The sequence below is a fragment of the Cohnella boryungensis genome, assembly GCF_042651945.1.
GTDB classification, from domain to species: domain Bacteria; phylum Bacillota; class Bacilli; order Paenibacillales; family Paenibacillaceae; genus Cohnella; species Cohnella boryungensis.
The window spans coordinates 133659-159314 of sequence record NZ_JBHSED010000070.1; the positions used below are offsets into that span (position 1 = coordinate 133659).

General features: G+C 57.3%; 25 protein-coding genes. 17 read left to right on the forward strand and 8 right to left on the reverse strand.

The features are described 5' to 3' along the window. Positions 1-228: 228 nt before the first annotated feature. From phnC to phnE (ACFO1S_RS26630), 3 genes are read left to right on the forward strand one after another with little or no spacing between them, the layout of a single operon-like run. The gene (gene phnC / locus ACFO1S_RS26620; protein WP_204604202.1) at positions 229-1011 is read left to right on the forward strand and encodes a phosphonate ABC transporter ATP-binding protein; all 783 of its coding nucleotides are present in this window, start codon (positions 229-231) and stop codon (positions 1009-1011) included. Further along, the gene (gene phnE, locus ACFO1S_RS26625; protein ID WP_204604203.1) at positions 998-1795 is read left to right on the forward strand and encodes a phosphonate ABC transporter, permease protein PhnE; all 798 of its coding nucleotides are present in this window, start codon (positions 998-1000) and stop codon (positions 1793-1795) included. The genes phnC and phnE (ACFO1S_RS26625) overlap by 14 nt, the downstream gene beginning before the upstream one ends. Beyond that, positions 1792-2619 carry a phosphonate ABC transporter, permease protein PhnE gene (phnE, locus tag ACFO1S_RS26630; protein ID WP_204604204.1) on the forward strand — a complete coding sequence of 276 codons (828 nt, stop codon included), beginning with the start codon at positions 1792-1794 and terminating at the stop codon, positions 2617-2619. Before phnE (ACFO1S_RS26625) ends, phnE (ACFO1S_RS26630) begins: the two co-directional genes overlap by 4 nt. Positions 2620-2714: 95 nt before the next feature. On the opposite strand, the gene ACFO1S_RS26635 is transcribed toward phnE (ACFO1S_RS26630), so the two are convergent. Beyond that, on the reverse strand, positions 2715-3728 hold the full coding sequence (locus ACFO1S_RS26635) for a phosphate/phosphite/phosphonate ABC transporter substrate-binding protein (RefSeq protein ID WP_378127881.1): 1014 nt from the start codon (positions 3726-3728) through the stop codon (positions 2715-2717). Between the two features lie 160 nt (positions 3729-3888). On the opposite strand from ACFO1S_RS26635, the gene ACFO1S_RS26640 reads away from it, so the two are divergent. Together ACFO1S_RS26640 and trhA are read left to right on the forward strand one after the other, a co-directional pair. Next, complete coding sequence (locus ACFO1S_RS26640) at positions 3889-5484, forward strand: bifunctional metallophosphatase/5'-nucleotidase (RefSeq protein ID WP_204604205.1); 1596 nt, start codon at positions 3889-3891, stop codon at positions 5482-5484. Positions 5485-5502: 18 nt separating this feature from the next. Continuing rightward, on the forward strand, positions 5503-6141 hold the full coding sequence (gene trhA / locus ACFO1S_RS26645) for a PAQR family membrane homeostasis protein TrhA (RefSeq protein ID WP_204604206.1): 639 nt from the start codon (positions 5503-5505) through the stop codon (positions 6139-6141). 5 nt (positions 6142-6146) lie between these two features. Here the strand turns inward: trhA and ACFO1S_RS26650 are convergent, their stop codons facing one another. After that, positions 6147-8765 carry a winged helix-turn-helix domain-containing protein gene (locus ACFO1S_RS26650; protein WP_204604207.1) on the reverse strand — a complete coding sequence of 873 codons (2619 nt, stop codon included), beginning with the start codon at positions 8763-8765 and terminating at the stop codon, positions 6147-6149. 281 nt (positions 8766-9046) lie between these two features. On the opposite strand from ACFO1S_RS26650, the gene ACFO1S_RS26655 reads away from it, so the two are divergent. From ACFO1S_RS26655 to ACFO1S_RS26705, 11 genes are all read left to right on the forward strand, one after another. After that, positions 9047-9715: a pentapeptide repeat-containing protein gene (locus tag ACFO1S_RS26655; protein WP_204604208.1), complete on the forward strand. Its 669-nt coding sequence runs from the start codon at positions 9047-9049 to the stop codon at positions 9713-9715. 91 nt (positions 9716-9806) lie between these two features. Next, the gene (locus tag ACFO1S_RS26660) at positions 9807-10823 is read left to right on the forward strand and encodes an ABC transporter substrate-binding protein (RefSeq protein ID WP_378127883.1); all 1017 of its coding nucleotides are present in this window, start codon (positions 9807-9809) and stop codon (positions 10821-10823) included. A gap of 4 nt (positions 10824-10827) precedes the next feature. Further along, a complete protein-coding gene (locus ACFO1S_RS26665) occupies positions 10828-11607 on the forward strand; it encodes an ABC transporter ATP-binding protein (protein WP_204604210.1) in 780 nt (259 codons plus the stop codon). After that, the gene (locus ACFO1S_RS26670; RefSeq protein ID WP_204604211.1) at positions 11588-12388 is read left to right on the forward strand and encodes an ABC transporter permease; all 801 of its coding nucleotides are present in this window, start codon (positions 11588-11590) and stop codon (positions 12386-12388) included. The genes ACFO1S_RS26665 and ACFO1S_RS26670 overlap by 20 nt, the downstream gene beginning before the upstream one ends. A gap of 142 nt (positions 12389-12530) precedes the next feature. Continuing rightward, entirely contained in the window at positions 12531-12833 is a 303-nt protein-coding gene (locus tag ACFO1S_RS26675; RefSeq protein WP_204604212.1) for a hypothetical protein, read from the forward strand. After that, positions 12830-14230 (forward strand): aldehyde dehydrogenase, encoded by a 1401-nt coding sequence (locus tag ACFO1S_RS26680; protein ID WP_378127886.1) that lies wholly within the window; start codon positions 12830-12832, stop codon positions 14228-14230. The genes ACFO1S_RS26675 and ACFO1S_RS26680 overlap by 4 nt, the downstream gene beginning before the upstream one ends. A 69-nt stretch (positions 14231-14299) precedes the next feature. Beyond that, positions 14300-15445: an amino acid deaminase/aldolase gene (locus ACFO1S_RS26685; protein ID WP_204604213.1), complete on the forward strand. Its 1146-nt coding sequence runs from the start codon at positions 14300-14302 to the stop codon at positions 15443-15445. Continuing rightward, on the forward strand, positions 15442-16746 hold the full coding sequence (locus ACFO1S_RS26690) for a D-arabinono-1,4-lactone oxidase (RefSeq protein ID WP_204604214.1): 1305 nt from the start codon (positions 15442-15444) through the stop codon (positions 16744-16746). Before ACFO1S_RS26685 ends, ACFO1S_RS26690 begins: the two co-directional genes overlap by 4 nt. Before the next feature lie 42 nt (positions 16747-16788). Beyond that, the gene (locus ACFO1S_RS26695) at positions 16789-17274 is read left to right on the forward strand and encodes a DUF1904 family protein (RefSeq protein WP_204604215.1); all 486 of its coding nucleotides are present in this window, start codon (positions 16789-16791) and stop codon (positions 17272-17274) included. Between the two features lie 23 nt (positions 17275-17297). Further along, positions 17298-18236: a metallophosphoesterase family protein gene (locus tag ACFO1S_RS26700; protein WP_204604216.1), complete on the forward strand. Its 939-nt coding sequence runs from the start codon at positions 17298-17300 to the stop codon at positions 18234-18236. 35 nt (positions 18237-18271) lie between these two features. Beyond that, positions 18272-18535, forward strand: a complete 264-nt coding sequence (locus tag ACFO1S_RS26705; protein WP_204604217.1) for a DUF1294 domain-containing protein — start codon at positions 18272-18274, stop codon at positions 18533-18535. A 113-nt stretch (positions 18536-18648) separates the two neighbouring features. Here the strand turns inward: ACFO1S_RS26705 and ACFO1S_RS26710 are convergent, their stop codons facing one another. From ACFO1S_RS26710 to ACFO1S_RS26720, 3 genes are all read right to left on the reverse strand, one after another. Continuing rightward, on the reverse strand, positions 18649-19494 hold the full coding sequence (locus ACFO1S_RS26710; protein WP_204604218.1) for a hypothetical protein: 846 nt from the start codon (positions 19492-19494) through the stop codon (positions 18649-18651). A gap of 77 nt (positions 19495-19571) precedes the next feature. Beyond that, complete coding sequence (locus ACFO1S_RS26715; protein WP_204604219.1) at positions 19572-20075, reverse strand: bactofilin family protein; 504 nt, start codon at positions 20073-20075, stop codon at positions 19572-19574. 1 nt (position 20076) lies between these two features. Further along, entirely contained in the window at positions 20077-21096 is a 1020-nt protein-coding gene (locus ACFO1S_RS26720; protein WP_204604220.1) for a peptidoglycan DD-metalloendopeptidase family protein, read from the reverse strand. A gap of 194 nt (positions 21097-21290) precedes the next feature. Between ACFO1S_RS26720 and ACFO1S_RS26725 the strand changes: the two genes are divergently transcribed. Beyond that, positions 21291-22391, forward strand: a complete 1101-nt coding sequence (locus ACFO1S_RS26725; protein WP_378127887.1) for a ParM/StbA family protein — start codon at positions 21291-21293, stop codon at positions 22389-22391. A gap of 132 nt (positions 22392-22523) precedes the next feature. Here the strand turns inward: ACFO1S_RS26725 and ACFO1S_RS26730 are convergent, their stop codons facing one another. The 3 genes from ACFO1S_RS26730 to ACFO1S_RS26740 are packed head-to-tail and all read right to left on the reverse strand — an operon-like array spanning position 22524 to position 25040. Beyond that, positions 22524-23198, reverse strand: a complete 675-nt coding sequence (locus ACFO1S_RS26730) for a TetR/AcrR family transcriptional regulator (protein WP_204604221.1) — start codon at positions 23196-23198, stop codon at positions 22524-22526. A 43-nt stretch (positions 23199-23241) separates the two neighbouring features. Further along, positions 23242-24303 (reverse strand): ABC transporter permease, encoded by a 1062-nt coding sequence (locus tag ACFO1S_RS26735; protein WP_204604222.1) that lies wholly within the window; start codon positions 24301-24303, stop codon positions 23242-23244. Then, positions 24300-25040, reverse strand: a complete 741-nt coding sequence (locus ACFO1S_RS26740; RefSeq protein WP_378127897.1) for an ABC transporter ATP-binding protein — start codon at positions 25038-25040, stop codon at positions 24300-24302. Before ACFO1S_RS26740 ends, ACFO1S_RS26735 begins: the two co-directional genes overlap by 4 nt. Positions 25041-25656 lie beyond the last annotated feature (616 nt).

Below are 25656 nucleotides of genomic sequence, written 5' to 3' on the forward strand. Positions count from 1 at the left end.
TTGCAGTCGGGTTCTTACTTGTTCAAGCGATGCAGGATAAGGTTAACGCTATTCGAGAAATAACGGCGATTTGGATGAGCTTAATGTAAGCTTGTTATAAAAAATGTAAATGGAGCGTTAAATTTCTAAAAGCCATAGGATTGCTTCGCATCGCAACGAACTAAAGGAATGAGGGCGTTTGCGCCCGACAGCATCAGACATTCTTTTTATCGGAGGTTGCGGAAGCACATGATACGGTTTAATCAAGTCAGCAAGGTGTATCCCGGCGGCACGGTAGGGTTGAACAACATCGACCTGACAATCGGCAAAGGTGAATTCGTCGTCATCGTCGGACTGTCCGGCGCGGGCAAATCGACGCTGCTGCGTTCCATTAACCGGCTGCACGAGATCACGTCGGGAGAAATTCTTATAGATGGCCAATCCATCACTGCGGCTCAGGGGAAGCGCCTGCGCATGATGCGGCGGGGGATCGGCATGATTTTCCAAAGCTTTAATCTCGTCAAGCGTTCCACGGTGATCCGCAATGTGCTGGCCGGAAGGGTCGGCTACCACTCGACGCTGCGTACGATGCTTGGACTGTTTCCCAAGCCGGACATGGAGCTGGCTTTCGACGCGCTTCGACGCGTGAACATGCTGGAGAAAGCCTACCAACGCGCCGATCAGCTATCCGGAGGCCAGCAGCAGCGTGTTTCCATCGCGAGAGCGCTCGCTCAGGAGGCCAAGATCATTCTCGCGGACGAGCCGGTCGCCTCGCTGGATCCGCTCACCACCCGCCAAGTGATGGACGACCTGCGCCGGATCAACCGGGAGACGGGAATTACGACGGTCGTAAACCTGCACTATGTCGACCTTGCCCGGGAATACGCCACAAGAATTATCGGCGTAAGAGCGGGGGAGATCGTATTCGACGGCACGCCTATCCAGGCGACGGACGCCGCATTCTCGGAAATTTACGGCCGTCCGGTGTCGGGGGACGAACGGTTGGGAGGGCAAGCTCTTGAAGCGAACTAACGCAGAAGAGGCTTCTCCTCCCAAGCCGTCGCCCGACCTGAAAAAATGGCTGACCCTTGCCCTCCTCCTCGTTCTCCTGGGCTTAAGCGCCAGACAGACGGAGGCTTCGTTCGGAGAGCTCTTCGGCGGGCTTCCCGAGATGGGCAAGTTTTTTGCCAAAATGTTCCCGCCCGATTGGAGTTACTTTCGCGTAGTCGTCAAGCCCATGATCGAGACGGTGCAGATGGCGATCCTCGGCACGACGTTCGGAGCGCTTCTGGCGCTGCCGATCGCCTTCCTTGCCGCGAGCAACGTCACGAAGCTCCGGCTGCTTCGCACGCCGGCCAGGCTGGTGCTCAATCTATGCCGCACCATTCCGGACCTGCTGTTCGCGGCCTTGTTCGCGACCGTCTTCGGCTACGGCCCGATAGCGGGCATGCTGGCATTGACGTTTTTCTCCTTCGGCATCTTGTCCAAGTGGGCTTACGAAGCGATAGAGACCGTCGATAGCGGCCCGATGGAAGCGATGACCGCCGTCGGAGCCAACAAGCTGCAATGGATTCATTACGGCGTCGTGTCTCAGTTGACCGCCCAATTTATCGGTTTCATCCTCTACATGTTCGAGATCAATATCCGCGCGGCGGCTATTCTCGGCTTTGTAGGAGCGGGCGGCATCGGCATATACCTGAATCGGACGCTCGGTATGTTCCGCTACGATCAGACGCTGGTCATCATCTTGTTTACGCTCGCTATCGTGCTGATCATCGATGCGGCAAGCTCCAAAATCAGGGGGAAGCTCATATGAACAATTCTCGTACATCGGTTATGCCGAAGCCTCCCAAGCCTTTTTACGCCCGTCCGCGAACCTGGCTCATCCTCGCCGCGACAGCGGCCGTATATGTCTGGGCCTTCAGCGGCATCCCCTTCAAGGGCATCAAGGACACGGCCTGGCAGATTACGAAAGCCATCTTCAGCGGCCTGTTTCATCCCGACTGGGATTACGTCTACCTGGCGGAAGGGGAGGATCTGATTCGCGGCTTGGGCGAGACGCTGGCGATCGCGCTGCTCGGCACGGCGATCTCCGTCGTCCTGACCATTCCGTTCGCGCTCTGGGCCGCTCGCAACTTGGTCAAGCTTCGGATATTTTCGGGAATGTCGACGTTTATGCTCAGTCTGATCCGAACGTTTCCCGATATTATCATGGCGATTATTTTCATCAAGGCGGTAGGCCCGGGGGCGTTCGCGGGAGTACTGACCATCGGGATCAACTCGATAGGCATGCTGGGCAAGCTTAACGCGGAAGCGATCGAGGAGCTGGATATGGGGCCATCCGAAGCGCTGCAGGCTTGCGGAGCGACCCGTCTTCAGACGATCTGGCACGCGATTGTGCCGCAGGCGATTCCCGCCTATCTCTCGTTCGCCTTATTCCGGCTGGAGATCAACATTAGATCGGCGGCCATACTTGGCGCGGTCGGGGCCGGGGGGATCGGAACGCCGTTAATCTTCGCCATGGAGGGGCGCAGCTGGAGCCGGGTAGGCATTATCCTGATCGGAATTATCCTGCTTGTAACCGTCATCGACTGGATATCCGCCAAGCTGAGAAAGAGATTGATCGAAGGCAAGAGCTAATCTCCCGTCATCAGCGCATGAAGAAGCCCGGACGCTCCAAAGCCCATAAGGGGCTTCAGGCCGTCCGGGCCTCTTCTTCGCCTGTCGGCGCCGGTTTATTGCAGAGCCTTGGCGTACTCGCGCACGGAATCGAACTTGCTGTCGTCGCTTTTCGCGTAGCCTTGGTGAGAATAGATTTCGAAAATGATTTTGCGGCTGTCTTCGTTCGTTCCCAGGCTGATGAAGGCGTCCTGGATTTTCGCAATCCAATCCTTGTTCATATCCGAGCGAACGGAAATCGTATCGTTAGGAATCGGAATCGTGAAGTGCAACACTTTGGTTTTCTCGAAAATATCGGGCACGTCGTTCTTGACGATATTGCGAGCGTCCTGGAAAATCGCCGCCGCGTCGGCGTCGCCGTTCAGCACGGCAAGCACGCCTTTATCATGGCCTTTCATCTCAATGCTTGTAACATCGGTATTCGGGTCTACGCCCGCCTTCTTCAGCTCGACTGCGGGATACACGAATCCGGCCGAGGAGGTAACGCTTTGCCAAGCGATTGTCTTGCCCTTGAGATCGGCCAGCGTGTTGATGCCGGAGTCGGCCTTCACGATAAACATCGCCTTGTAGCTGTCGGCCAATTCCGTCGTCGGCGTGCCGTCCGCATCGTTCACTCCGAAGCGCTGCGCCTGCAGGATAACTTCAGCCGCGCCCATTTCCTTCGCTTGCACGTAAGTGTTCGGGGGCAGGAATCCGACGTCGACCTTTTTGGATTGCATGGCTTCGATAATGGTATTGAAATCGGTAGACACGCTGACTTTCACGGGAATACCGAGCGCGTCGGAAAGCAGCTTCTCCAGAGGTTTGGCTTTGGCTTCCAGCGTCTCCGCGTTCTGCGAAGGGACGAATTGAACGGTCAGCTCGGTCGGGACGTAACCCGTCGCTTCCGCGCTTGGACTTGCTTCCTGGCTCGGCGAGGCTTGCTCGCTTGCGGGAGCGGAGCTCTCCGCGCTGACGGAGGGCGATGCGTTCGAGCCCGAGTTGTTGTCCTTGCTGCCGCATGCGGCCAGGACGAGCATCATTGCGGCGAGGGCGATCCAGATACGAAATTTCGGCAAACGGTTAAGCATGGTTCTTGTTTCCTCCTCTATCTATTGGCAAGAATAGTCACTGCAAGCTCTAATCTATCACCCAACTATTCGATGAAATGGCTTGAAGTATTAAATGTGCGTTTACAATTCGTAAATTTTTGCTAGTACATCCAGATAGCGACGGAGAGGAAGAGAGAGAATGACAGAGATCAGAGAGACTGCAACAGAACGCTTTACCGTGTTATTTACGAGCGATATTCATGGACATATTCTGCCGATTCGCTATGTGGACAACAAGCCGGCGGATAACGGGCTGACCAGGCTGGCTACCCTCATTAAGGAAATTCGCGGGCAGCGGGACAACGTGCTGTATATCGACAACGGCGATCTGCTGCAGGGGACGCCGTTCGCTTATTACCACGCCTGCCTGGACCGGGAGACGCCCCATCCGATCGTAGGCATGATGAACGCGCTCGGGCTGGACGCTTTCGTGCCCGGCAATCACGAGTTTAATTACGGATTGTCCTTCGTCCGGCGAGCGCGAGACCAATCCCGGTATCCATGGCTTTCGGCGAATGTTCTGGATGCGGAGACGGGAGAGCCTTATTTCGGACGTCCCTATCGCCTGTTCGATTCGGCAAGCGGGGTTCGAATCGCGCTGCTCGGCTTGACGACGCCCTACATTCCCCACTGGGAGCAGCAAGCCCATATCGCAGGCCTTGCCTTCGAGTCGGCGGTCGATGCGGCGAAACGCTGGGTGCCTTTGCTTCGGGAGAAGGAAGGCGCTCATGTCGTCATCGTCTCCTATCACGGCGGCTTCGAGAGAGATCTGGATACGGGCGAGGAGGTCGAGGAGCAGACGGGAGAAAATGAGGGCTGGCAGTTGTGCCGCGAGGTGGAGGGGATAGACGTGCTGCTTACGGGCCACCAGCATAGAAGAATCGAGGGAGTGCGGATCGGCGGCACCTTGGCCGTGCAGCCCGGCCATCAGGCCAACGGCTTGGCGCAGATCGAGCTTGAGGTGCGGAAGGAAGGGAGCGGCGAATGGCATATCGCAGACGCCCGAGCGGTGTTTCGCGAAGCCGGAGAGGCCGAAGCCGATGCGGCGTTGCTGGATCGGGTGCAACAATGCGAGGCCCGCACCCAGCGCTGGCTGGATCAGCCTTTGTGCGAGGTAGAGGGGAATATGCGTATCGTGGACCCGATGGCCGCAAGGCTCCGCGAGCATCCGCTTATCGAGCTCGTTAACCGGATTCAGATGGATGCGGCGGGAGCGGATATTTCCTGTACCTCCTTGTTCGATAACCTCTCGCCGGGCTTCGGGCCGGAGGTCTCGATGCGAGAGGTGACCGCAAACTACCCTTTTCCGAATACGCTGAAGGTGCTGAGACTGACAGGCCAAGACATTCGGGAGGCGCTGGAACGGACGGCGGCTTATTTTACGCTTGCGGACGATGGAGAGATTGCGGTGAACCCCTTGTTTCTTTATCCGAAGCCGCAGCATTATAATTACGATATGTGGGAGGGCATTGCGTACGAGATTCGGGTATCCCGGCCGATCGGCAGCCGGATCGAGAGACTGACCTGCAAGGGCCGCCCCCTGTATCCCGATCGCGAGTACGAGGTGGTGATGAATCACTACCGCGCGTCGGGAGGAGGGGATTACCGCATGTTCAGAGACAAGCCCGTCGTGCGGGAGGTAACGGTCGACATGACCGAGATCATTGCCGAATACTTGGCGAAGGCAGGCCGTGTTCAGGCAAGCGCCGACGGGAATTGGGCAGTCTACAGTTGAGGAAAGGCGGTTATATCGATGGCCAATACTCATGTCTACACCAAAAGAGAGGAGATCGCGAACGCGATTACGCATGGAATCGGCACGCTGCTGAGCATAGCGGGGCTGGTGCTGCTCATCGTGTTTGCCAGCCTGGAGGGCACGGCGTGGCATGTGGTCAGCTTTACGATCTATGGCGTGACCATGCTGCTGCTCTATACGGCTTCGACGCTCGTGCATGCTTTTCCCGAAGGGAAGGCCAAGGATCTGTTCGAGACGTTCGATCATTCCTGCATTTATTTGTTCATCGCGGGAACGTACACGCCGCTGCTTCTGGTGACGCTGAGAAGCCCGCTCGGCTGGTCGCTGTTCGGAATCGTGTGGGGACTGGCGATTGCGGGCGTCGTATTCAAAGCGTTCTTTACAAAAAAGTATCTGGTTTTGTCCACGCTGTTTTACGTCTTCATGGGCTGGCTCATCGTATTCGCCTGGAAGCCGCTGCACGCGCTGCTTGTGCCGGAAGGCCTCAGACTGCTCGTAATCGGGGGCTTGCTCTATACGGCCGGCTCTGTATTCTATGTGTGGCGCGGCTTTCCTTATCATCATGCGGTGTGGCACTTATTCGTCGTTGCGGGCTCCGTCATGCACTTCTTCGCGATTCTTCTGTACGTTCTATAGCGGGCTTAAGCCTCTTGCAGCAGCCCCAGACGTTGAGCGGCAAGGACGGCTTGGGTTCGCGAAGAGACGCCAAGCTTGCCGTAGATCCGGGAGGTGTATACTTTCACCGAGCCCTCGGATAACGCCAGCTTCTCCGCGATTTTCTTGTTCGAGGCTCCTTGGCGGATTAAATCGAGCAGACGGATTTCCGCCCGCGTCAGCGGTTCAACCAGAACGGAGCGCGAGGGCGCTTCGTTTGCTTCCGTCTGCCGCTCCGCGTGCAAGGAGAGCAGCCGCTGCACATAGGCATCCGTTACGCCTGCCTCCTCAGGATGGCGAACGGGCTGCCACCGCTCCTGCTCGCGGTAGGCGCGATACTTGGCGAGCAGCTTGCTTGTCCGTTCCCCTCCGTCCAGAAAGCTTCTCGCGAAGCCGTTCGCTTCCCCGATCTCCAGCGCTTCATGGAGCGCTCTCATGGCCGCCTGGCGCTGTCCCATCCTGTCATACAACTCCGCTTGCAGCAGTCCGATCTCGACAAGGCCGATCAGGCTTTCCTCTCTGCCTGCCTGCGGCTTCATCAGCTCTAACAGCCGGAGGGCCTCGGCTTCCTTGCGCTGCGAGCCGAGCAGCTGCGCCAGCGTTAAATATTCGTATTCCCGATGATAGGTGGGCTTGTCCTTGGCGCTGATACGCAGCTTGGCCAGCTCCTTCTTCGCGGTAGGAACGCCCCCCTCCAGCAGAAGCAAACGCGCTTTGGCCGCATGAAGATAAGAGCTCCAGCGTCTCTCCGGCAGATGGGCGAGAAACCGGTTCGCTTCGTCCAGCGTCTCATAGGCCAGTGCGCGTTGCCCTGCCGCCCAGTACAGCTTCGCTTGCGTAATGCGGTTGGGAACGTAGAGTCCGGGAACGAGCTTCAGCCGCGAAGCCCGCTCGGTCTTGAACAGCAGCAGCTGGCAATCCTCCAGCCTGTTCCACTCGTAGAAGCCTTCGGCAAGCGATTGAACGACATAGAGGTTAATCAGCGAATCGCCCCAGCCGTGCTTCTCCAGAACGTCGGTGAACAGCTTGCCGATCCGCTCCGTATCTTGCGACATACTGCCCTTCAGCCCGAAGGCGGTGCGACGCACCAGCGGCTCGGAGAGGTTGTAGTTGAAGTTGTAGTAGAACGGATTGTGCGGCAGAATGTCATCCAGGATTCCGCTGGTGAACGCAAACCATTGCTCGAAGTCGCCCCCGGTGAACAGCAGATTCGACTTGACGAACAGCAGTCCGCTTTGCAACTGCTGGCGCGCCTCGCCGGGCTCCATGGCCAGGAAGCGCTTCTCCAATCCAAGAAGTCTGCGACCGGCGTTGTCTAGCTGGCCCTCAACGACGAGCAAGAAGGCATGAAGCAGCGACATTTCGGAAGAGAGCTCCGAAGGGGAAGGGAAGCTGTCGAGCCAGCGCAGCAGCGTCGGGAATTCCCCTCTCTTCAATACATTCGCGGCATGGCGCGCCAGCAGGCTTTCGGCCCAGTCGAAGGCCTCGGCCGCGAGGGCGTGGTCGATGGCTTCGTCCAGCAGCCCTCTGGTGGCGAGGCTGCGGCTTGCGGCAAGCTGGGCATCCCGCCATTGAGCCGGATCGTTCCTGCGTAGTCGTGCTCGCAGAAATTCGGCGAACAGAGGATGGTAGCGAAACCAGATGTCGTGATCGTCCAACGGCAGAAGGAACAGATTACGCGCTTTGATCCGCTCCAGCATGGCCGCCCCGTCAGTGCGGTCGGCAACGGCTTCGCAGGCTTTGGCATCCAATCTCTCCAGGATGGACGTGCGCTGAATGAACTGCCGGATGTCCTCCGGCAGCTTCGCCAAGACCTCCTGGAAGAGGTAATCCGCAACCTCGCGATGGGAGCCTTTGAAGTTGTCGATCAGCAGATCGAGGTTGGTTTCCGAGCGCAGCGAGATCGACACGAGCTGGAGCCCCGCGACCCAGCCCTCCGTCTGCCTGTACAGCTGCTCGATGTGGACAGGCTCAAGGGCGACGGAGTGAGCTCGGCAGAAGCTGTCCGCTTCTTCGAGCGTAAACTGGAGCTGAGCGGCCGTAATCACGGTAAGCTCCTCCTGCACCTTCCATCTGGAGGTCGGGAAGGGCGCTTCGGCCCGGCTGGCAATCAACAGATGAACGTGGCGGGGCTTATGCTCGGCGAAGTATACGAGGCTGTCATGAATTTTCTGTTCCGTCAGGGTATGATAATCATCCAGAATCAGTGCAACCGGATGGGGGATAGCCTGCAATTGATGGACGAACGCGTCGAGGAAAGCGCTTGTCGACATGCTGGGCAACGTGTATGAGAACTGCTTAAACGTCTCGGCGGAGGCCGGCTCCATCAGCGGAGCGAGCGCTTCCGCCGCGTATCTCCAGAAGCGGACGGGATCGTTGTCCATCTCGTCGAGAGACACCCAGACGACAGCCCGATCCGTGCGGCGCAGCCATTGGCTGAGCAGGGTCGTTTTGCCGAATCCGGCAGGCGCGCTGATCAAGGTTAGCCGGCCTTGCATGCTTCGCTGGAGAAGCTCGATCAGCCGTGGCCGTTCGACCCAATTCTCTCTGGCGACGGGGCGGCTTAATTTCGTATGCAGCAGCGTCGAGTCTAAATAAGGGTTCATAGTACCTCCGCGCAGAATAACGAATGTCGTTCAGTTCACTCTATTATACCCCCCCTATTCTCGCAGATCGACAGAAACCGTTAAACTCTCTTCATGTTAGACCGACACCCGGCCGGGGACGAGAACGCTATCGATCGAAAGGAGCGGCGGGCGTCGGCTTCCCATTCGAAAGCGAAACGTTCATAATAGAGAGAATCGGTCTCTAAGACCCGTGCAGGGCGGAGAGGAAGGGCCCGATATCATGTACCCGCAGCAGACGCTGCTGACCGGAGGAACCTAGGATGGCAGTGAAGAAAGGCAAGAATACATCGCCGGAGGCTCCCAGATTGCCGGCATCCGATCGGCTCGGGGAACTAACGATAGAGGACTACGCCATGCAAGACAGGCAACTGTTCGAGAACGGACGATTCTCCCAGGAGACGATCGCCAATCAAACGGCGGACAAGGCGACGTTCGACGCCGTTCTCTTCGACAGAGTCGTATTCGATAACGTTTCCTTGAAGCGGGCCGAGCTCGTTGACGTCGTGTTTCATCGCTGCGACCTGTCGAATGTCGACTTCCAGGATGCCGTTCTGCACCGCGTGCAATTCGATCGCTGCAAAATGCTGGGGCTTGATCTGTCCCATGCCACAATGAGAAATGTTACGTTCGAGGAATGCAATGGCCAATACTCCGTCTACCGGTTCGCGGATCTCAAGCTCGCCGGATTTCGCGAGTGCAGCCTGGACAAGGCCGATTTCTACGAGGCTCAGCTGGAGAAGACCGAATTCTCCCGATGCGAGCTTGATCAGGTGCAATTTACAGGCGTGAAGCTGGCGGGCATCGATCTGAGCAGTTGCGAGTTCCAAGCGCTCGGAGCTACGCTGGAAGGCTTGCAGGGCTGCATCATTCGAACCGACCAGCTCGCAGGGCTGGCCCATTTGCTTGGGCTGGTGCTGAAGGACGATTAGCTTGGCCGATCCATAGAGAAGAACGCCTGCCCTTGGCTTTGAATAGGATAATACCTATTCAAAGCTTTTTTTCATGAGGGAGAGAACGATAATGAACAGAAGGAGAAAATACGCCGCGCCGGTTCTCGTTGCCGCGCTTGCCCTGTTGATCGTGACGGGCTGCGGCAAGGACGGCAAGTCCGGTGAGCTGACCAAGGTCAAGTTTTCCGAGGTGATTCGCTCGATTTTCTATGCGCCGCACTATGTCGCCATGTCGCAAGGCTTCTTCAAGGACGAAGGGCTGGACGTTGACATGAATACGGCGCAGGGCTCGGACAAAGGAGCCGCGGCCCTCCTGGCCGGAACGGCGGACATCTCGATGGGCGGTCCGGAAACGACAATCTACATTCATAACCAGAAAGGGGAAAAGACGCTTAAGGTATTTCACCAGCTTACGGCAAAGGACGGCTCGTTCCTGCTGTCCCGCGAGAAGCTTGACGACTTTAAGTGGAGCGACCTGGAAGGCAAGACGGTGATCGGCTGGAGGCCGGGCAGCGCGCCTCAGATGGTGATGAACTCGACGCTGATCAAGGAAGGCGTCAAGGACGTCAACGTAATTACGAACATCGCTTCGCCGGCGATGGCGGGCGCGTTCACAAGCGGGCAGGGAGATTTCATCCAGCTGTTCGAGCCGATCGCCTCTACGCTCGTACGGGAGGGCAAAGCTTATTATGCCGCATCGCTCGGAGAAGCGTTCGGACCGTTCCCGGAAACGTCCTATGTAGCGACCTCCGACTATATCAAGAAAAACCCGGAGGTTATCCAGAGGTTCGTGAATGCGGTGGCTCAAGGGGCAAAGTGGCTGAACGCGGCATCGGACGAAGAGATTGCGACGGCGCTTGCCCCTTTCTTCGAGGGCACGTCGAAGGAGCTTATTCTGCAATCCGTCGAGCGCTATAAGAGCCAGGATACCTGGCCGACGAATCCCGAATTGACCCGGGAGCAATTCGATACCTTGCAAAACGTGCTGATCGAGAACGGCGTGTTGAAGGCGGAGGAACGAATTGCGAATATGGACGATGTAGTCGATATGAGCTTCGTGCGTCAAATCGGAAACGCGGACGAATAACCGTATGGCGCAGATCGAGCTGGAAGAGGTCGGATTAAGCTATTTTACGCCCAAGCAGGAAACCGAGGCGATCCGCCAAGTGAATCTGTCGATCCGCCGCGGAGAGTTCATCAGCATCGTCGGCCCGAGCGGCTGCGGCAAAAGCACGCTGCTCTCGCTCGTCTCCGGCATGCTGAAGCCGACGAAGGGCAGCGTTCGGATCGATGGGATCGAGGTGTCGGGCCCCTCTCCCAAGGTGGCTTATATGCTTCAGCATGACCATTTGTTCGAATGGCGGGACGTTCTGAGCAATCTGCTTGTGGGCGCGGAAATTCGACGAATGGATCGGTCGGCGGCGAAGCGAAAGGCGCTGGAGCTGCTGGAGCGCTACGGGCTGGGAGATTTCGCCCGGCACGGCCCGTCGCAGTTGTCCGGGGGCATGCGCCAGAGAGTCGCCCTTATTCGCACGCTCGTGGCCGAGCCGGATATTCTGCTGCTTGACGAGCCGTTCTCCGCCTTGGATTACCAGACGCGGCTGAAGCTGGCGGACGAAGTGTTCCGCATCATTAAGGAGCAGGGAAAGACGGCGGTGCTCGTGACGCACGATCTGTCGGAAGCGATCGGCATGGCCGACCGGGTGATGGTCATGTCGAAGCGGCCAAGCACGATATCGGCGGTTCACGACATTCGATTCGAGGAGGGGGAGAACCTGTCCCCCTGGCGGAAGAGGGAATCTGGACAGTACAACGGTTACTTTAACGCGATCTGGAAGGAGCTGGAGGCTCATGGCGACTCCGCTTTATGACCGATACCTCTCCGTCGAGAAGCGCAAGCGCCGGCTCGTCTCGTGGGCGAGGCTGTCCGTGCTGGCCGCGTTTCTGCTTCTGTGGGAGCTGGCCGCCCGCTGGGGCTGGATCGATTCCATGCTGACGAGCAAGCCCTCCCAGATCGTGACATCCTTTCGCGAGCTGGTTGTGGACGGGAATTTGTTCAAGCATGTCGGCATTACCAGTCTGGAGACGTTGGCGGGGATCGTCATTTCGATGACCCTGGGAACCTCCATAGCCGTGCTGTTCTGGTGGTCGAGCTTTGTCTCGAAGGTACTGGAGCCTTATATTGTCGTGTTGAACGCGCTGCCCAAAGTCGCGCTGGGGCCGATCTTTTACATTTGGCTGGGGGATCGGTACTCCATCTACGGAATGGCCGTGGCCATCTCCATCATTGTGACGATTATTATGGTGGAGAGCGGCTTTCGGGAAATCAGCAAAACAAAGCTGAAGCTGATGGAATCCTTCGGAGCGACGCGGTCGCAGATGCTCCGAATGGTGCTGCTGCCGGCCAGCATTCCGCACTTTATCGCTACCTTAAAGGTGAACGTAGGGCTGACGCTTGTCGGCGTCGTCATGGGCGAATTCCTGTCCTCCAAGGCCGGTCTCGGATATTTGATCATTTACGGCGGTCAGGTGTTCCAGATGACGCTGGTCATGGTCAGCATTACGATGCTGGCGCTGCTCTCCGCGATCCTGTACGGCTTCGTGAGTCTGCTGGAGCGGATGGCGCGCAGAAGGTACAGCCCCGAGGGATGAACGGCCGCGTTCGGATAAGCGGAGCGGCCAAAGAAGGCGAAGGCGCGTCCCGGCAGGCACCGCAGGGAGGGGCGGACTGCGCTGCGCTCAGGAACGCGCAAAAAAAATCAGCGCCCACGCGGCTGCCCTTGGTTCGGCGGCATTGCGTGCGGCGCTGTTCGGCTTTCTTGTTCAGAACGACTTGCGTTTGCGGCTTTCGGTGCCAGCGGATCCGGTCGATCCCCGGCTCGGGCTTTCCGGCCATTGCGGCTTTATGCCGCAGCTTCTTGGATATCGATTTTCCCATGTGATTGCTCCTTTCGTTGCTATCAAGATCATAGCGTATCCGAAACCGATTCCGCAAGATGAAGTTGTCAGAAAACTCTTTACATCAGGGTCTATTTACCTAGATAATCATAATGAAAACCGAAGCGGCATACTGCCGACGAAGGAGTGTCCGTCTTGAACGATACCGCGAAGACATCACTGCCTCTTGCAGAATACATAGAATCTATCGTCATAAAGCAGAAGCGATATTATTTGACGGGGCAAACCCGCAGCGTCGAGTTTCGCCGGGAGCAGCTGAGTCGGCTGCGCGGCGCGGTGAAGCGGTTTGAGCCGATGCTGATGGAAGCGCTGAAGCAGGACTTGAACAAGTCCGAGCTGGAGGCGTACACGACGGAGATCGGCATCGTCCTGGAGGAGCTTAGCTCCGCTTTGCGCCGTGTGCGGCGCTGGGCCAAGCCAAAGAGAGCCCCTACGCCGATGACTCACCTCGGGGCGAGCAGTCGCATCGTGCCGGAGCCGTATGGAACGACGCTCGTGATAGGACCTTGGAATTATCCGGTTAATCTGATGCTGGTGCCGGTTGTGTCGGCTATCGCTGCGGGCAATACGGTCGTGATGAAGCCCTCTGAGCTGGCGACGGCCACGACTCGTGCGCTGGCCGAGATGATCCGCGAGACGTTCCCGCCGGAGTACGTGACGGTCGTCGAGGGAGAGGCAAGCGTCAGCACGGAGCTGCTGAAGCAGCCGTTCGATCACCTCTTTTTTACCGGCAGTCCGGCAGTGGGCCGAATTGTTATGGAAGCGGCGGCGAAGCAGCTGATCCCGGTTACGCTGGAGCTGGGCGGCAAGAGCCCTTGTATCGTGCATAAGGATGCCGGCATTGCGCTGGCCGCCAAGAGGCTCGTCTTCGGCAAGCTGACGAATGCCGGGCAAACCTGCGTCGCACCCGATTATCTGCTCGTGCACAAGGAGATCAAGCCGCGGCTGCTTCAGGAAATCGTCCGTGCGGTGGAAGCCTTCTACGGCAAGGAGCCGATTCGGGACGAGGATTACGGACGAATCGTGAACGAGCGCCATTATCGCCGGCTGATCGGCTACCTGGAGGACGGACGCATCGTCTATGGCGGTCAGACGGACGAAGCGAAGCTGAAAATTTCGCCAACGCTGCTGGAGGGGGTTGCGCTCGACTCCAAGGTCATGCGCGACGAAATCTTCGGACCGATTCTGCCCGTGATCGAATACGAGACGACGGAGGAGCTGCTAGCGATCATCCGCGAGAATCCGAAGCCGCTGGCTTTGTATATTTTCTCGGAGAGCTCGGCGTTCCAGCGGCGCATCATTCAGGAGGTGCCGTTCGGAGGCGGCTGCATCAACGACACGCTCATGCACGTGGGCACGTCCCGCCTGCCGTTCGGCGGCGTGGGGCCGAGCGGGATCGGCAGCTATCACGGAGAATTCGGATTTAAAGCGTTTTCCCATTATAAAAGCATTCTTAAGCAAACGAGTCTTATCGATTTTCCTTTCCGTTACCCCAAATCCGGGTGGTTAAGCGTCATTCGCAAGCTGCTTCGATAACCGAACGAGAGGGCGATATTCCTGACTCCCGACTACGATATCTATAAGAAGGCTTTTGCCGACATTCCGATGCCGTTCGCATATGTGGACCGGGATCTGCTGGATCTCAATATTCGCGCGATCGCCCAAGCGGCCGGAACGAAGAAGATTCGAATCGCCAGCAAGTCGATTCGTTCGCTCGAGGTGCTGCGGCATATTCTCGACTCGGACCCGAGGTTTCAAGGGATCATGTGCTATACGGCGGCAGAGGCGGCATTCCTGGCCGGCCACGGCTTCGACGATCTGCTGCTGGGTTATCCGACCTGGGAGCCGAAGGGAATCGAACGGCTGGCCCGGCTAATCGGCGAAGGCCGACGAATTACCTTCATGGCGGATTGTATCGAGCATGTCGAGCAGCTGGAGCGGATCGGACGCCAATCGGGCGTTCGCATTCCGCTGTGTCTCGATATCGACATGTCCTCCGACTATCCCGGCTTGCGCTTCGGCGTCTGGCGCTCGCCGCTGAGCGGATGGGAGCAGGCGCGCCCGGTGGCCGAGCGAATTGCCCGATCCGAATGGGTGCTTCTGGACGGAGTGATGGGCTACGAAGCGCAGATTGCGGGAGTGGGCGACCTGGCTCCGCGCGCGGCGCTGAAAAACCGCATCGTGCGCCTGCTGAAACGGCGTTCGATTCCCGAGATCGCCAGACGGAGGGCGGAAGCCGTCTCCGGCCTCCATGCGCTAGGATTGACGCCGAGATTCGTCAATGCGGGAGGAACCGGCAGCTTCGCAAGCTCGCGGGAAGAGTCCTGCGTCACGGAGCTGACCGCCGGTTCGGGCTTCTATTCCCCGTGCCTGTTCGATTGCTATCGGGATTTCCGTTACGAGCCGGCTGCGGGCTTCGCGGTCGAGATCGTCAGACGGCCGCGCCGGGATATTGCGACGTGTTTGGGCGGGGGTTATACGGCCTCGGGGGCTGCGGATCGCTCCAAGCTCCCGCAGCCCTTCCTGCCGGAGGGGCTCAAGCTCTTCCCTCTGGAAGGGGCGGGCGAGGTGCAGACGCCCTTGTCGCTTCGCGGCTGCCGTTCGCAGCTTGCCCTGGGCGATCCGGTATTTTTCCGTCACGCCAAAGCCGGCGAGCTGTGCGAGAGATTCGATCGCCTCTACGTCATCTCGGGCGGAGCTATCGTAGATGAATTTTCAACCTACAGGGGCATGGGGGAAAGCTTCTTATGATCAAGAGCGGACGAAAATGGCGCAATTGGTCCGGCGTCGTCACCGCGACGCCGGAAACGGTCATCTATCCTCTCCATATCGACGAGGTTGCGGGAATCGTCAAGCGGTGCCGCGAGGAGGGCCTGAAGCTGCGCGTAGTCGGCTCGGGCCACTCGTTCACGGCGATTGCCGCGTCGAATAACGTCTTGCTGTCGCTCGACCGGATGCAAGGGGTGCTGCATGTCGATCACGAGGCTTGCACGGTTACGGTGTGGGCGGGAACGAAGCTGAGAATACTCGGCGAGCTGCTGCATTCGGAAGGGCTGGCGCAGGAAAATCTCGGCGATATCGACGTTCAGTCGATTGCGGGCGCAATCAGCACGGGGACGCACGGTACGGGTGTGGCCTTCGGCAATATTTCGACGCAGGTCATTGGCATGACAATCGTGACCGGGACCGGAGAAGTGGTGGATGTGACGGAGAAGGCGCAGCCGGAGCTGTTCAAGGCGCTGCAGATTTCGCTGGGTTCGCTGGGCATCATCGTTCAGGTCACCTTGCGCGTTCGGCCCGCTTACAAGCTTCGCTACGACAGCTCTCGGGTTCCGCTGTCCTCCTGCCTGGAGCAATTGGACAGTCTGGCTCGGGGCCATCGGAATTTCGAATTTTACTGGTTTCCTTATGCGGAGCCGTGCCAGCTGAAGATGCTGAACGAAACCGCGGAACCGGTTACCCCGAACAAGCTCGGGGGCTATGTAAGCGAGGTCGTACTGGAAAATGCCGTATTCGGAGCGCTGTCCGCGCTGTGCAGACGGCTCCCGCGGATCAGCCCTTCGGTGAGCAGGCTATGCGCCGCCGCGGTCCCGACCTCCAGCAAGGTGGACTACAGCCATCGGGTATACGCGACCAAACGACTTGTCCGATTTAACGAAATGGAGTACAATCTACCGATCGAAGCTATGGAGCCCGTCATCCGCGAGATGAGAGAGAGGATGGCAAGCGAGGGCTACCGGGTCCACTTTCCGATTGAATGCCGGTTCGCCAAAGGCGATCAAATCTGGTTAAGCCCGGCTTACGGAAGAGATTCCGCCTATATTGCGGTTCACATGTACCGGGGCATGCCCTTCGAGCGGTACTTCGCGGATATGGAACGCATCTTCCTGCAATACGGCGGCCGCCCGCATTGGGGCAAGCTCCATACTTTGAAGGCTCGCGAGCTTCGAGCCGCCTATCCGATGTGGAATCCGTTTCATGAAATGCGACGGAGGCTGGATCCGGACGGTGTTTTTCTTACTTCCTATTTGCAAGAGCTGTTCGTCGAATAATTCGTCGCCGAGGGAGCGACGGAATGAAGGAGTGCACTAACGATGCCGCATTTGCTCATTAGGGGCGTCTCGCCGGAGCGGATCCGCGGGATTAGCGCGCCTCTTGTCCGGGACCTGGCCGACGTCTGCCAATGCCCGGAGGATTACATTTTGCTGGAATGCTTGCACACAACGGCTGTATACGCGGGAGAGTTCGTGCCCTCTTATCCGTTCGTCGAGGTCAATTGGTTCGATCGGGGAAGAGAGGTCCGCGACCGCGCGGCGGCGCGCATCGATCATCATATCCGGTCGACGGGCGTGGAGGAAGTCGAGATCGCCTTCCGCTGCTACGAGAAGGAGAGCTACTACGCCAATGGGCAATCGTTCGGAGAGCCTGCCGAGGAGCCAGCCGAGGAGCCCGGAGAGCTGGAGAAGCTGAGGGCCGACAATCAGCGGTTGAAGGACGAGCTGCAGCGGGCAAGGAAGGCCTCTCAGGCCGGCGCGGGAACCTCGATGTCCAGCAAACTATACGACGCGTTAAGAGAGTAGACATGCGATAGCGAGGGATTGAAGTGAATCACAGCTTGAGGTTCCGCCCCGACGGGACGTTCACCATCGTGCAGTTTACCGATCTTCATTGGAAAAACGGGGATGAGAAGGACAGACGGACCGGGAAGCTGATGGAGAGCGTGCTGGCGCAGGAGCAGCCGGATTTGATCGTGCTGACGGGGGATGTTATCGACGGCGCGCACTGTACGGACGCGCGCAGCTCTTACCGGCAGGCGGTAGCCGCGGCCGAGCGCAGCGGCATCCCTTGGGCGGCGGTGTTCGGCAATCATGACGATGAAGGCGACGCTTCCAGGGAGCAGCTCATGGGCGTGCAGCTGGAGCATGCGGGCACGATTGCCGAAGCGGGACCCGCGAGCCTCGCAGGCATCGGCAACTTCGTCGTTCGGGTCGAATCTGTCCATGACGGGGCGAGGGCTCTGTATTTTCTGGATAGCGGAACCTATACGCAATTGCCCGAGGTTCCAGGGTACGATTGGTTAAGGCCTAGCCAGATCGAATGGTACCGGGAGCAGGCTCGCCTGCTGCAGGAGAGCAACGGAGGGAAGCCCGTTCCGTCGCTTGTGTTCCAGCACATTCCGCTTCCCGAATATCGGGACGTGTGGAATACGCAGCCATGCGACGGCCGGCGCTACGAGAAGGTTCAGGCTCCGCTGCTGAATACGGGGATGCTCGCTGCGATGGTGGAGACGGGAGGCGTTCAAGGCGTCTTCTGCGGGCACGACCACATTAACGATTACACCGGTAATCTGTATGGCATCCAGCTCTGCTACGGCAGGGCTACCGGATACAATACTTACGGGAGATGGCGCTTTCCGAGAGGAGCAAGGATCATTCGGCTCCGGGAAGGGAAGCCCGGCTTCGAGACATGGATTCGCCTGGCCGGAGGCAAAAAAATCGAAAGCCCGCGAAGGCATTCTCCCCATCGCTTCTCCCAAGCGTAGTCGGCGGAGGAGAACGAAGACGGAGGGAAATCGGGATGTACGTTCTTATTGGTTATTTGCTTATTGCGAACGCCGTATCGCTGTATTTAATGGGTCACGACAAAGCGCAGGCAAGGAAGCGCGGGAGAAGAGTGCCCGAAAGAACGCTGTTTCTCTGGGCTTTGATCGGAGGCTCGATAGGCGCGGTTGCGGGAATGAGAATATGGAGGCATAAGACGAAGCATCCGTCGTTCGTGATCGGTATGCCTGCGATTGTCGTTGCCCAGCTTCTGCTGATCGTCTGGCTTTTCCGGCCGTAAGGTCTGCCTGCAATAGGCCATATCGAAAAAAATGGCGACGAGGGGAGAATTATTCCCTCGTCGCCATTGTCGTTTATTCGATTCGGAAGCCTTCCTTCAAGCAGCGCCTCGCTTCAAGGCCGGATAAGCTTGTCCAGCAGCAGACGGGAGTCCGCCCACTTGTCCTCGGATGCGCGAATGCTGACGATCAGACGCTCGCCGGACGTTTCAATTCCTCTGAATACGAGGCTCCCGGTAATGTCGATGCCGTAAGCCGCGTCGGCGGGATCCTCTTCCGTTCGGGCGAAGAGAAGCTTGTCCTGAGGGAGCTGCAGCCCCGTCTTGGCGGCGAATTCCTCCAGCTTGACGAATGCGCCCTGCGAGGCAAGGCTTTCGAAGTTTTTGGCATCCATCACGTATAGCTCGTCTTTCTCGGTCATCAGCATAAGTACGCTTTTCTGCTGCAGCGCCATGTCCTGCTGGCTTTTGATCTCCGGAGGATTGAAGACAAGCGTCGTGGCGATGCGCTGCCACTCGGGGATTTGCTTGAGCATATTCTGCTCCAGCAAGTCGACGTCGGCAAAATAAAAATTGCCGAACAGACTTACGCTAAGATTGGCCGGGGGCGTATTGGCGGCTTCCCGTCTCTTGTCGATGCCTTCTTTCACCATGTAACCCGCAATAAGCAATACGATGATGCCGATAATGACATGAAACTTGTAGTAGTAGAAGAAGTGTCCGAGCTTCGTCGGCTTCTCGACGGTGCTGGATTTCTCCGACTCGATGCCGAGCACGAGATTGTAGGCCTGATTAATTTCCGTGAGGTCCAGCGGCTCGCCGTCGTCCTCCCCGGCTTCCGAGCGGGATTTCTCGGCCCGGGCCCTTTTCATCAAAATATAATAGCGGTTTTCTACCTGTTCGCGAGTCGCGTCCTCGGTTAAGCCGAGCAAAGCGTAGGCCTTCTTTAATTCTTCATTCATTTCGGTCACTCCAGTCCGCCTTCCGTACGGTTTGTCTACTTAAGAATGATACACGAATAGCGGAAGCTTAAGCAAACTTACCATGTTTTTAGAACGGCAACGGCGTCGCCTTCCGTAGACAAGGGCTTGGATTCCGGCTCTTTGATCGCAGCTTGGGCATCCTTCGGACCCGGAGATGCCGCGGCGCCCGCATTCGAGGCTTCGGAGGAAGCAGCATCGGCGTTGGCCGCATGGGCATCCATCGTGCTTGTCCCTTGGAAAACGCCGCCCGACTCGATCGAAAGCTCCAGCGCCGACAGATTGCCGTGCAGCTGACCCGTCGCCTTGATGGTGAGCTTGGTCGACGCCGCGACGTTGCCGACGACCTTGCCCGCAATGACAACGTTGCGGGCTTTAATGTGGGAACGGGCAATTCCGTTCTCGCCGACGGTCACGTCGCCCGCGCAATCGATGTCGCCATCCATCTGACCCTCTATGCGCAGCCCGGCCTCCGATTTGATGCGGCCTTCGAACGCGGTTCCTTCGCCGATCAGCGTATCCGTCATGTTGGGATCGAACTTCGTTTTCTTGGATTTAAACATGCTATTCGCTCCTTCTTGTTGCCTTCAGATAGGGGTGGGGATCGACATTCTCGCCTTTAAGTATAACTTCGTAATGAAGGTGCGGGCCGGTGCTGCGTCCTGTCGAGCCAAGCTCCCCGATAACGTCTCCCTTGCTAACCTTCGAGCCGACCGTGGCGGTGATTTTACTCATATGGGAATAGTGCGTTTTAACTGCGCTTGTATGGCTGATCATGACGTTATTGCCATGGGAAGTGCTGTATCCGGCTTCCAGGACAACCCCGTCAGCTGCGGCGTAGATCGGATCGCCGGTATTGCCGCCGATATCCAGGCCGGCATGATACGTGGCGCGGCGCGTGAAGGGATCCTTGCGAATGCCGAACGCCGAGGTGATTCTTCTGGAATCGGTAGGCCAGATCGTCGGCGTCACTGCGAGCAGCTTCTGTTGCTTCGCCACGGCTTCCTTCGTCATCTCAAGCTCGGGCTTCATGAATTCGATCTGTTCTCCGAGCGACAGAAACGCTTCCCGCGTCCGGTCGACGAGCAGCTCCATCTCCGCTTCGGTTATCGGAAGCTCTTCTCCTCCCGTCCCCCCGTCCATCGCGAATTGTTCGCTGTCGTCTCCGGAGCTTGCATCAGGCCGCTTGCTGGCGGGGGTGGAGGAGTCGCTGTCGGAGTCATCGATTCCGACCATTTCTTTGAGCTGGGATTCCAGATTGCGGATCGCCTTCATTCGGTTGTTGATGCTCTTGGCTTGCTCGGACAAGTCGGCCAGGTCGGTCTGAAGCTCGTTGATGTGCTCGTTCTTGTCCTCTATAACTTTCTCGTATCCGCCGGAAGCGGACGACAATTCTTGTTTGAGCTGTCCGATCTGGCTGGCATTCGCCCGGTAGAGGAGAAATATCGTCACGCTGGCGGCCAGCAGGACGATGAGGAAGGCTGCGGCTGCAACGAGAAGAACGGCCGAGAGCTGGAAGCGTCGGACCGTGCTGTTCGCGTCGGGGATGACCATGAAAGTGAACTTTTTGTTTCTCCATTTCATGACTTATGACTTTCCTCCTGCTTCGATTTCCATCATTTTCTGTTGGAAGGTATTTCGACCTAAATGTCCGATATTCCTTTTTTTTGCGCAAAAAAATGATCGCAAGAGAGGGAAATAAAGGAGGAATCTGTCGAACTGAGGCGAATCCAATAAAAAAACCAAGAAAACGGATATGGTTAGAAACCGGGAGGGCTATGATGATCAAGTTAGCGGGAATCGATATTGGCAACGACAGCGTAAAGCTGGTCGTAAACGAATCGCACGAGCCTGTCATTATTCCGAATATTGTGTCTCCGGGATACGAGCGGCACATTTTGCAGGAAGAGGACGCGCCGCTTAAGGCGCTGGACGTGATGGTGTACAGTCCTAAGCTGAAGAGGAAAGGCCAGCGGTATTTCGTCGGACAGCTGGCTACCGAGGATCAGGACAACGCGGAGCTGGAGGAAACGGACAACAAGGCGACAAGCGACCAATCGTTGATCGTTGCCCTTACCGCGCTTGCTTATGCCAGCATTATGAATGTGGCGAATTCGCTCCATCCGGGCCAAACGATCGACCAGGTGGAGTACATTATCGGAACCGGGTTGCCTGTGCGGACCTACTCCCGTTATCATCAGGCGTTCGAGGAGAGGCTGGTCGGCGAGCATGAGGTTACGTTCCTGTCCACGCCGAAGCTGAAAGGTCGTACGGTGCGGGTGAGCATTCGCAGGGCCATCGTGTCGATCGAGGGCGCGGCGGCGTTGTTCCACATGGCTACGCACGACAATCTGCAGGTGAGGGACGAGGAGCTATACTACGGCTGTATCGGCATATGCGAGATGGGAGCGCTGACGACGGACTTTCCCGTTGTCAAACGGATGAGCATCGACAACCAGTTCAGCACAGGCGAGCAGTTGGGCCTTGCGTCTTACTTGGACTCGATTATTCGGGAGGTCGAGGATCAGTACGGGTATCGCTTCCCGAGCCGGGCGAAGCTCATTCAGCGAATTCGCAAGCAGGATTTCAGCATTCAGCGCGTGGGAGAGGGACAGGGGGATATACGCTCGATCGTCGACAATTATTTCGGTCGGGCGGCTCAGAAGATCGTCGATCTTATTCGCAAGCGCTGGAAGAAGTACCCGGACATTCAGTGCTTCTACGTGCTGGGGGGCGGGGCTTCGGCGTTGCGGCCTTACATTCTCGATGCTGCGGAGAATATGCGTCTGCGCTTCGTGGAGAACAGCGAGTTGCAAAATGTCTACGGCTACCTGAAGCTGGCGAAAAACAAAACGTCGCATTCTTCGGAAGCGATGTAACAAGCGGGGTTTCGTCGGTATTGGCATGCAGCTATTGTGCCTGAGACGGGTAAGCTCTGGTTTAACGAAGAAACGGAGACGCGGGAGATTCCCGCGCCTCCGTTTTTTTGTTGTGCGATCCGAGAGGAATATTTATACCCGCGGCTTTGGGGAAAGGCCATGCATCAGCAGGTCGATCGTCCGCTCGATTTCCTCGTCTTCGTCAATGGGATCGTCAGGCAAAATGAGCAATCGCGTGACGACCATGCCGACGAACAGGCTTACTGCGGTCCGCAGCACGCGCCAAGGCGGCGCTTCAATAATTTGCCCTTGCTCCTGGAAGTGCAGAATGATTTTCTCCATGCGCTGGAACACGATTTCCTTGAATAATGTCTGCACCTGTGCCATAAGCTCCGGATGAAACGGGATTTCATGGATCAGAATGCGAAGCAGCTTGTAATGCTTCCGAGCGAATGCCAGCCGATCTTTGGCAATCATCCGAAACAAATCCTCGACCCGTTCATGGCGAATGTCCAACACTTTGGCGGCAAACTCCCTCATGATGAAGGGGGCCGCGAGCTTGGTAGCTATCGGTCCGGCAATCGACAGCAGCAAATCTTTTTTTGTTTTGTAGTGCCTGAATATCGTTCCCTCTGCGACCCCGGCTTTTTGGGCAATTTCGCTTGTTGAAGCTGCGGCAAATCCCTTTTCGGAAAAAATTTCGACTGCCGCCTCCAAAATGCGCACTTGTTTTTCGGTTTTTTTGCCGTCGTCCCCTTCCGCCAGCCGCAGCAGTTCGGTTACCCATTTCTCGTTTTGATCAGGCATGAAGGGACCCCCTCTCTGACATTGCCTCGTTCCTGACAGATTACTATATTTTTCGATGCTTGCGCAATGCCAGCACATTGGCTGCCATGAACAGAAGCGATAACCCGATTAGAATGTAAATATTGAATTGGATTGCGCTCCAGCCTTCGCCGCGAATCATCACGCTGCGCATGGCATCCGCCCCGTATTTGAGCGGCATGAGATAGGCGAGCCAGCGCAGCCAGGGCGACATAGCCTCCAAGTCAAACAGGCCGGAAAAGAACACCTGCGGCACGATGACAAGCGGGATAAACTGAATCATCTGAAATTCGGTGTTGGCAAAAGCGGACAGAAAGGTTCCGAAGCTTAACGCTGTTATAGATAAGAGAAGGGTTATCAGCAGTACATACCAGATGGATCCGGCCAGCATCAGCCCCAGTACCTGGATGGAGTAACCTGCGATAAGAACAGCCTGTATACCGGTGAACAGGCCGAAGCCGAGAATATAGCCGGCCACAATTTCCCAGCGCCTAAGCGGGGTGGCAAGGAGGCGCTCCAGCGTGCCGCTCGTCCGTTCCTTCAGGAAGGAGACGCCGGCAATCAGGAAGACGAAGAAGAAAGCAAAAACGCCAATCAGTACGGGACCCAAGCTGTCAAAAGTCGTCATGCCGACCCCGCCGTGCAAATATTCCGTTATAGGCGCAGCTGAAGCGGCACTCACAGTAGTATCCGGTGAAGTGAATGCCATGTCACTTGGTGCCGAGGCCAGCGTTTCCGATACAAGAAGCATCACCGCCCGGTTTCTGGCAGGATCGCTGCCCTCCAGCCGAATGACCGGGGAGCCGCCGCGAAGCGAAAGGTAAGCGTCGATGTCGCGCGCCTGCAAGGCGGCTTCCGCAGCTTCGGGCGTAGAATAGGCGAACACTTCGGCATCCTGGGCAGCGAATCGCTGCACGAGGGCTTCAGGCAATTCGACCGTCCCGAGCTTGGGTTGATAAGTATCGCCGTTGAAGACGAGATACATGAGCGACAGGACGAGCAGCGGAGCGGCGATGAGCAGAGCCAGCGTCCTGCGGTCGCGGGCAAACTGCCGAAAAATGCGGATGAACAGCGCTCTCACTCTCATTGGCGCGCACCTCCGTAATAGAGAAATGCTTCTTCTATTGTGGCGCTGCCCGTCTCCCTTTTCAGGTCGGCGGGGGTGCCCGCTGCGATCAGGCGGCCTTCGCGGATCATGCCCAGCCTGTGGCATTTGTCCGCCTCATCCATGACATGTGTGGTGACAATAATGGTCGTGCCTTGGCGGCTTAACTCATGCAACTCGCTCCAGATCGACTGGCGCAGCACCGGATCAATGCCAACCGTCGGCTCGTCAAGTATCAGCACCTCCGGCTCATGCAGGAGCGCAATGGCCAGCGACAAGCGGCGTTTCATACCGCCGGAGAAGGAGGCTACCGGCTGCTTCAAATGTTCGGATAATCCGACCAATTCCATGCTATATCGCATTCGATTGTACAGCTTCTCTCCACGGAGACCGAACAGCATGCCGAAAAACTCCAGGTTTTCCTTGGCGGAAAGCTCGGTATATAGCGCATCGGATTGCGCCATATACCCAATACGGCCCATCATCGGCAAATGCGGCAAACGCGTCCCCAGCAATTCGATTTCCCCTGCTGTCGCCTCATCAATGCCGGCAATCATTTTGACCAGCGTTGTTTTGCCGGAGCCGGAAGGGCCGAGAAAGCCGAATATTTCATGACGGCCGACCTGCAACGTAATATTCCGCAGCACTTCCTTCGTGCCGAAGCTGCGGCTAACGCCGCGTACCTCAAGGCAAATGCTTTTGTTGTGAGTCACGGTTATCTCCTCCCCATTATAAAAGTGAGTAATCACTCATTTTTATAAGTTTAGCTTAAGTACTCTTGCTAATTTTGTCAAGGGGCCGCACTCGGCCCGAGCGAGTATGTGTTCGGAAAACATTAATTGCTCAGAGTCAGAGTTTGCACGGAGCAGGTGAGGAGAGGAATAGTGCTGCAAAGTGGAACTAATGGCCAGCACGGAGCAGGTGAGGAGCAGAATAGTGCTGCAAAGTCGAACTAAAGGCCAGACGGAGCAGGTGAGGCGCAGAGTAGTGCTGCAAAGTCGAACTAGCGGCCAGCACGGAGCAGGTGAGGAGAAGAGTAGTGCTGCAAAGTCGAACTAACGACCAGACGGAGCAGGTGAGGCCAGAGTAGTGCTGCAAAGTCGAACTAAAGGCCAGACGGAGCAGGTGAGGAGAAGAGTAGTGCTGCAAAGTCGAACTAGCGGCCAGAACGGAGCAGGTGAGGAGCAGAATAGTGCTGCAAAGTCGAACTAAAGGCCAGACGGAGCAGGTGAGGAGGCGACGTAAAATAGTCTGTGTACCAACATCTGGAGTCTTACCAGAACACAAAAAAGTAGGGTATCCTCGGGATTGCGACACCACCAAGAAGGAGCCCTA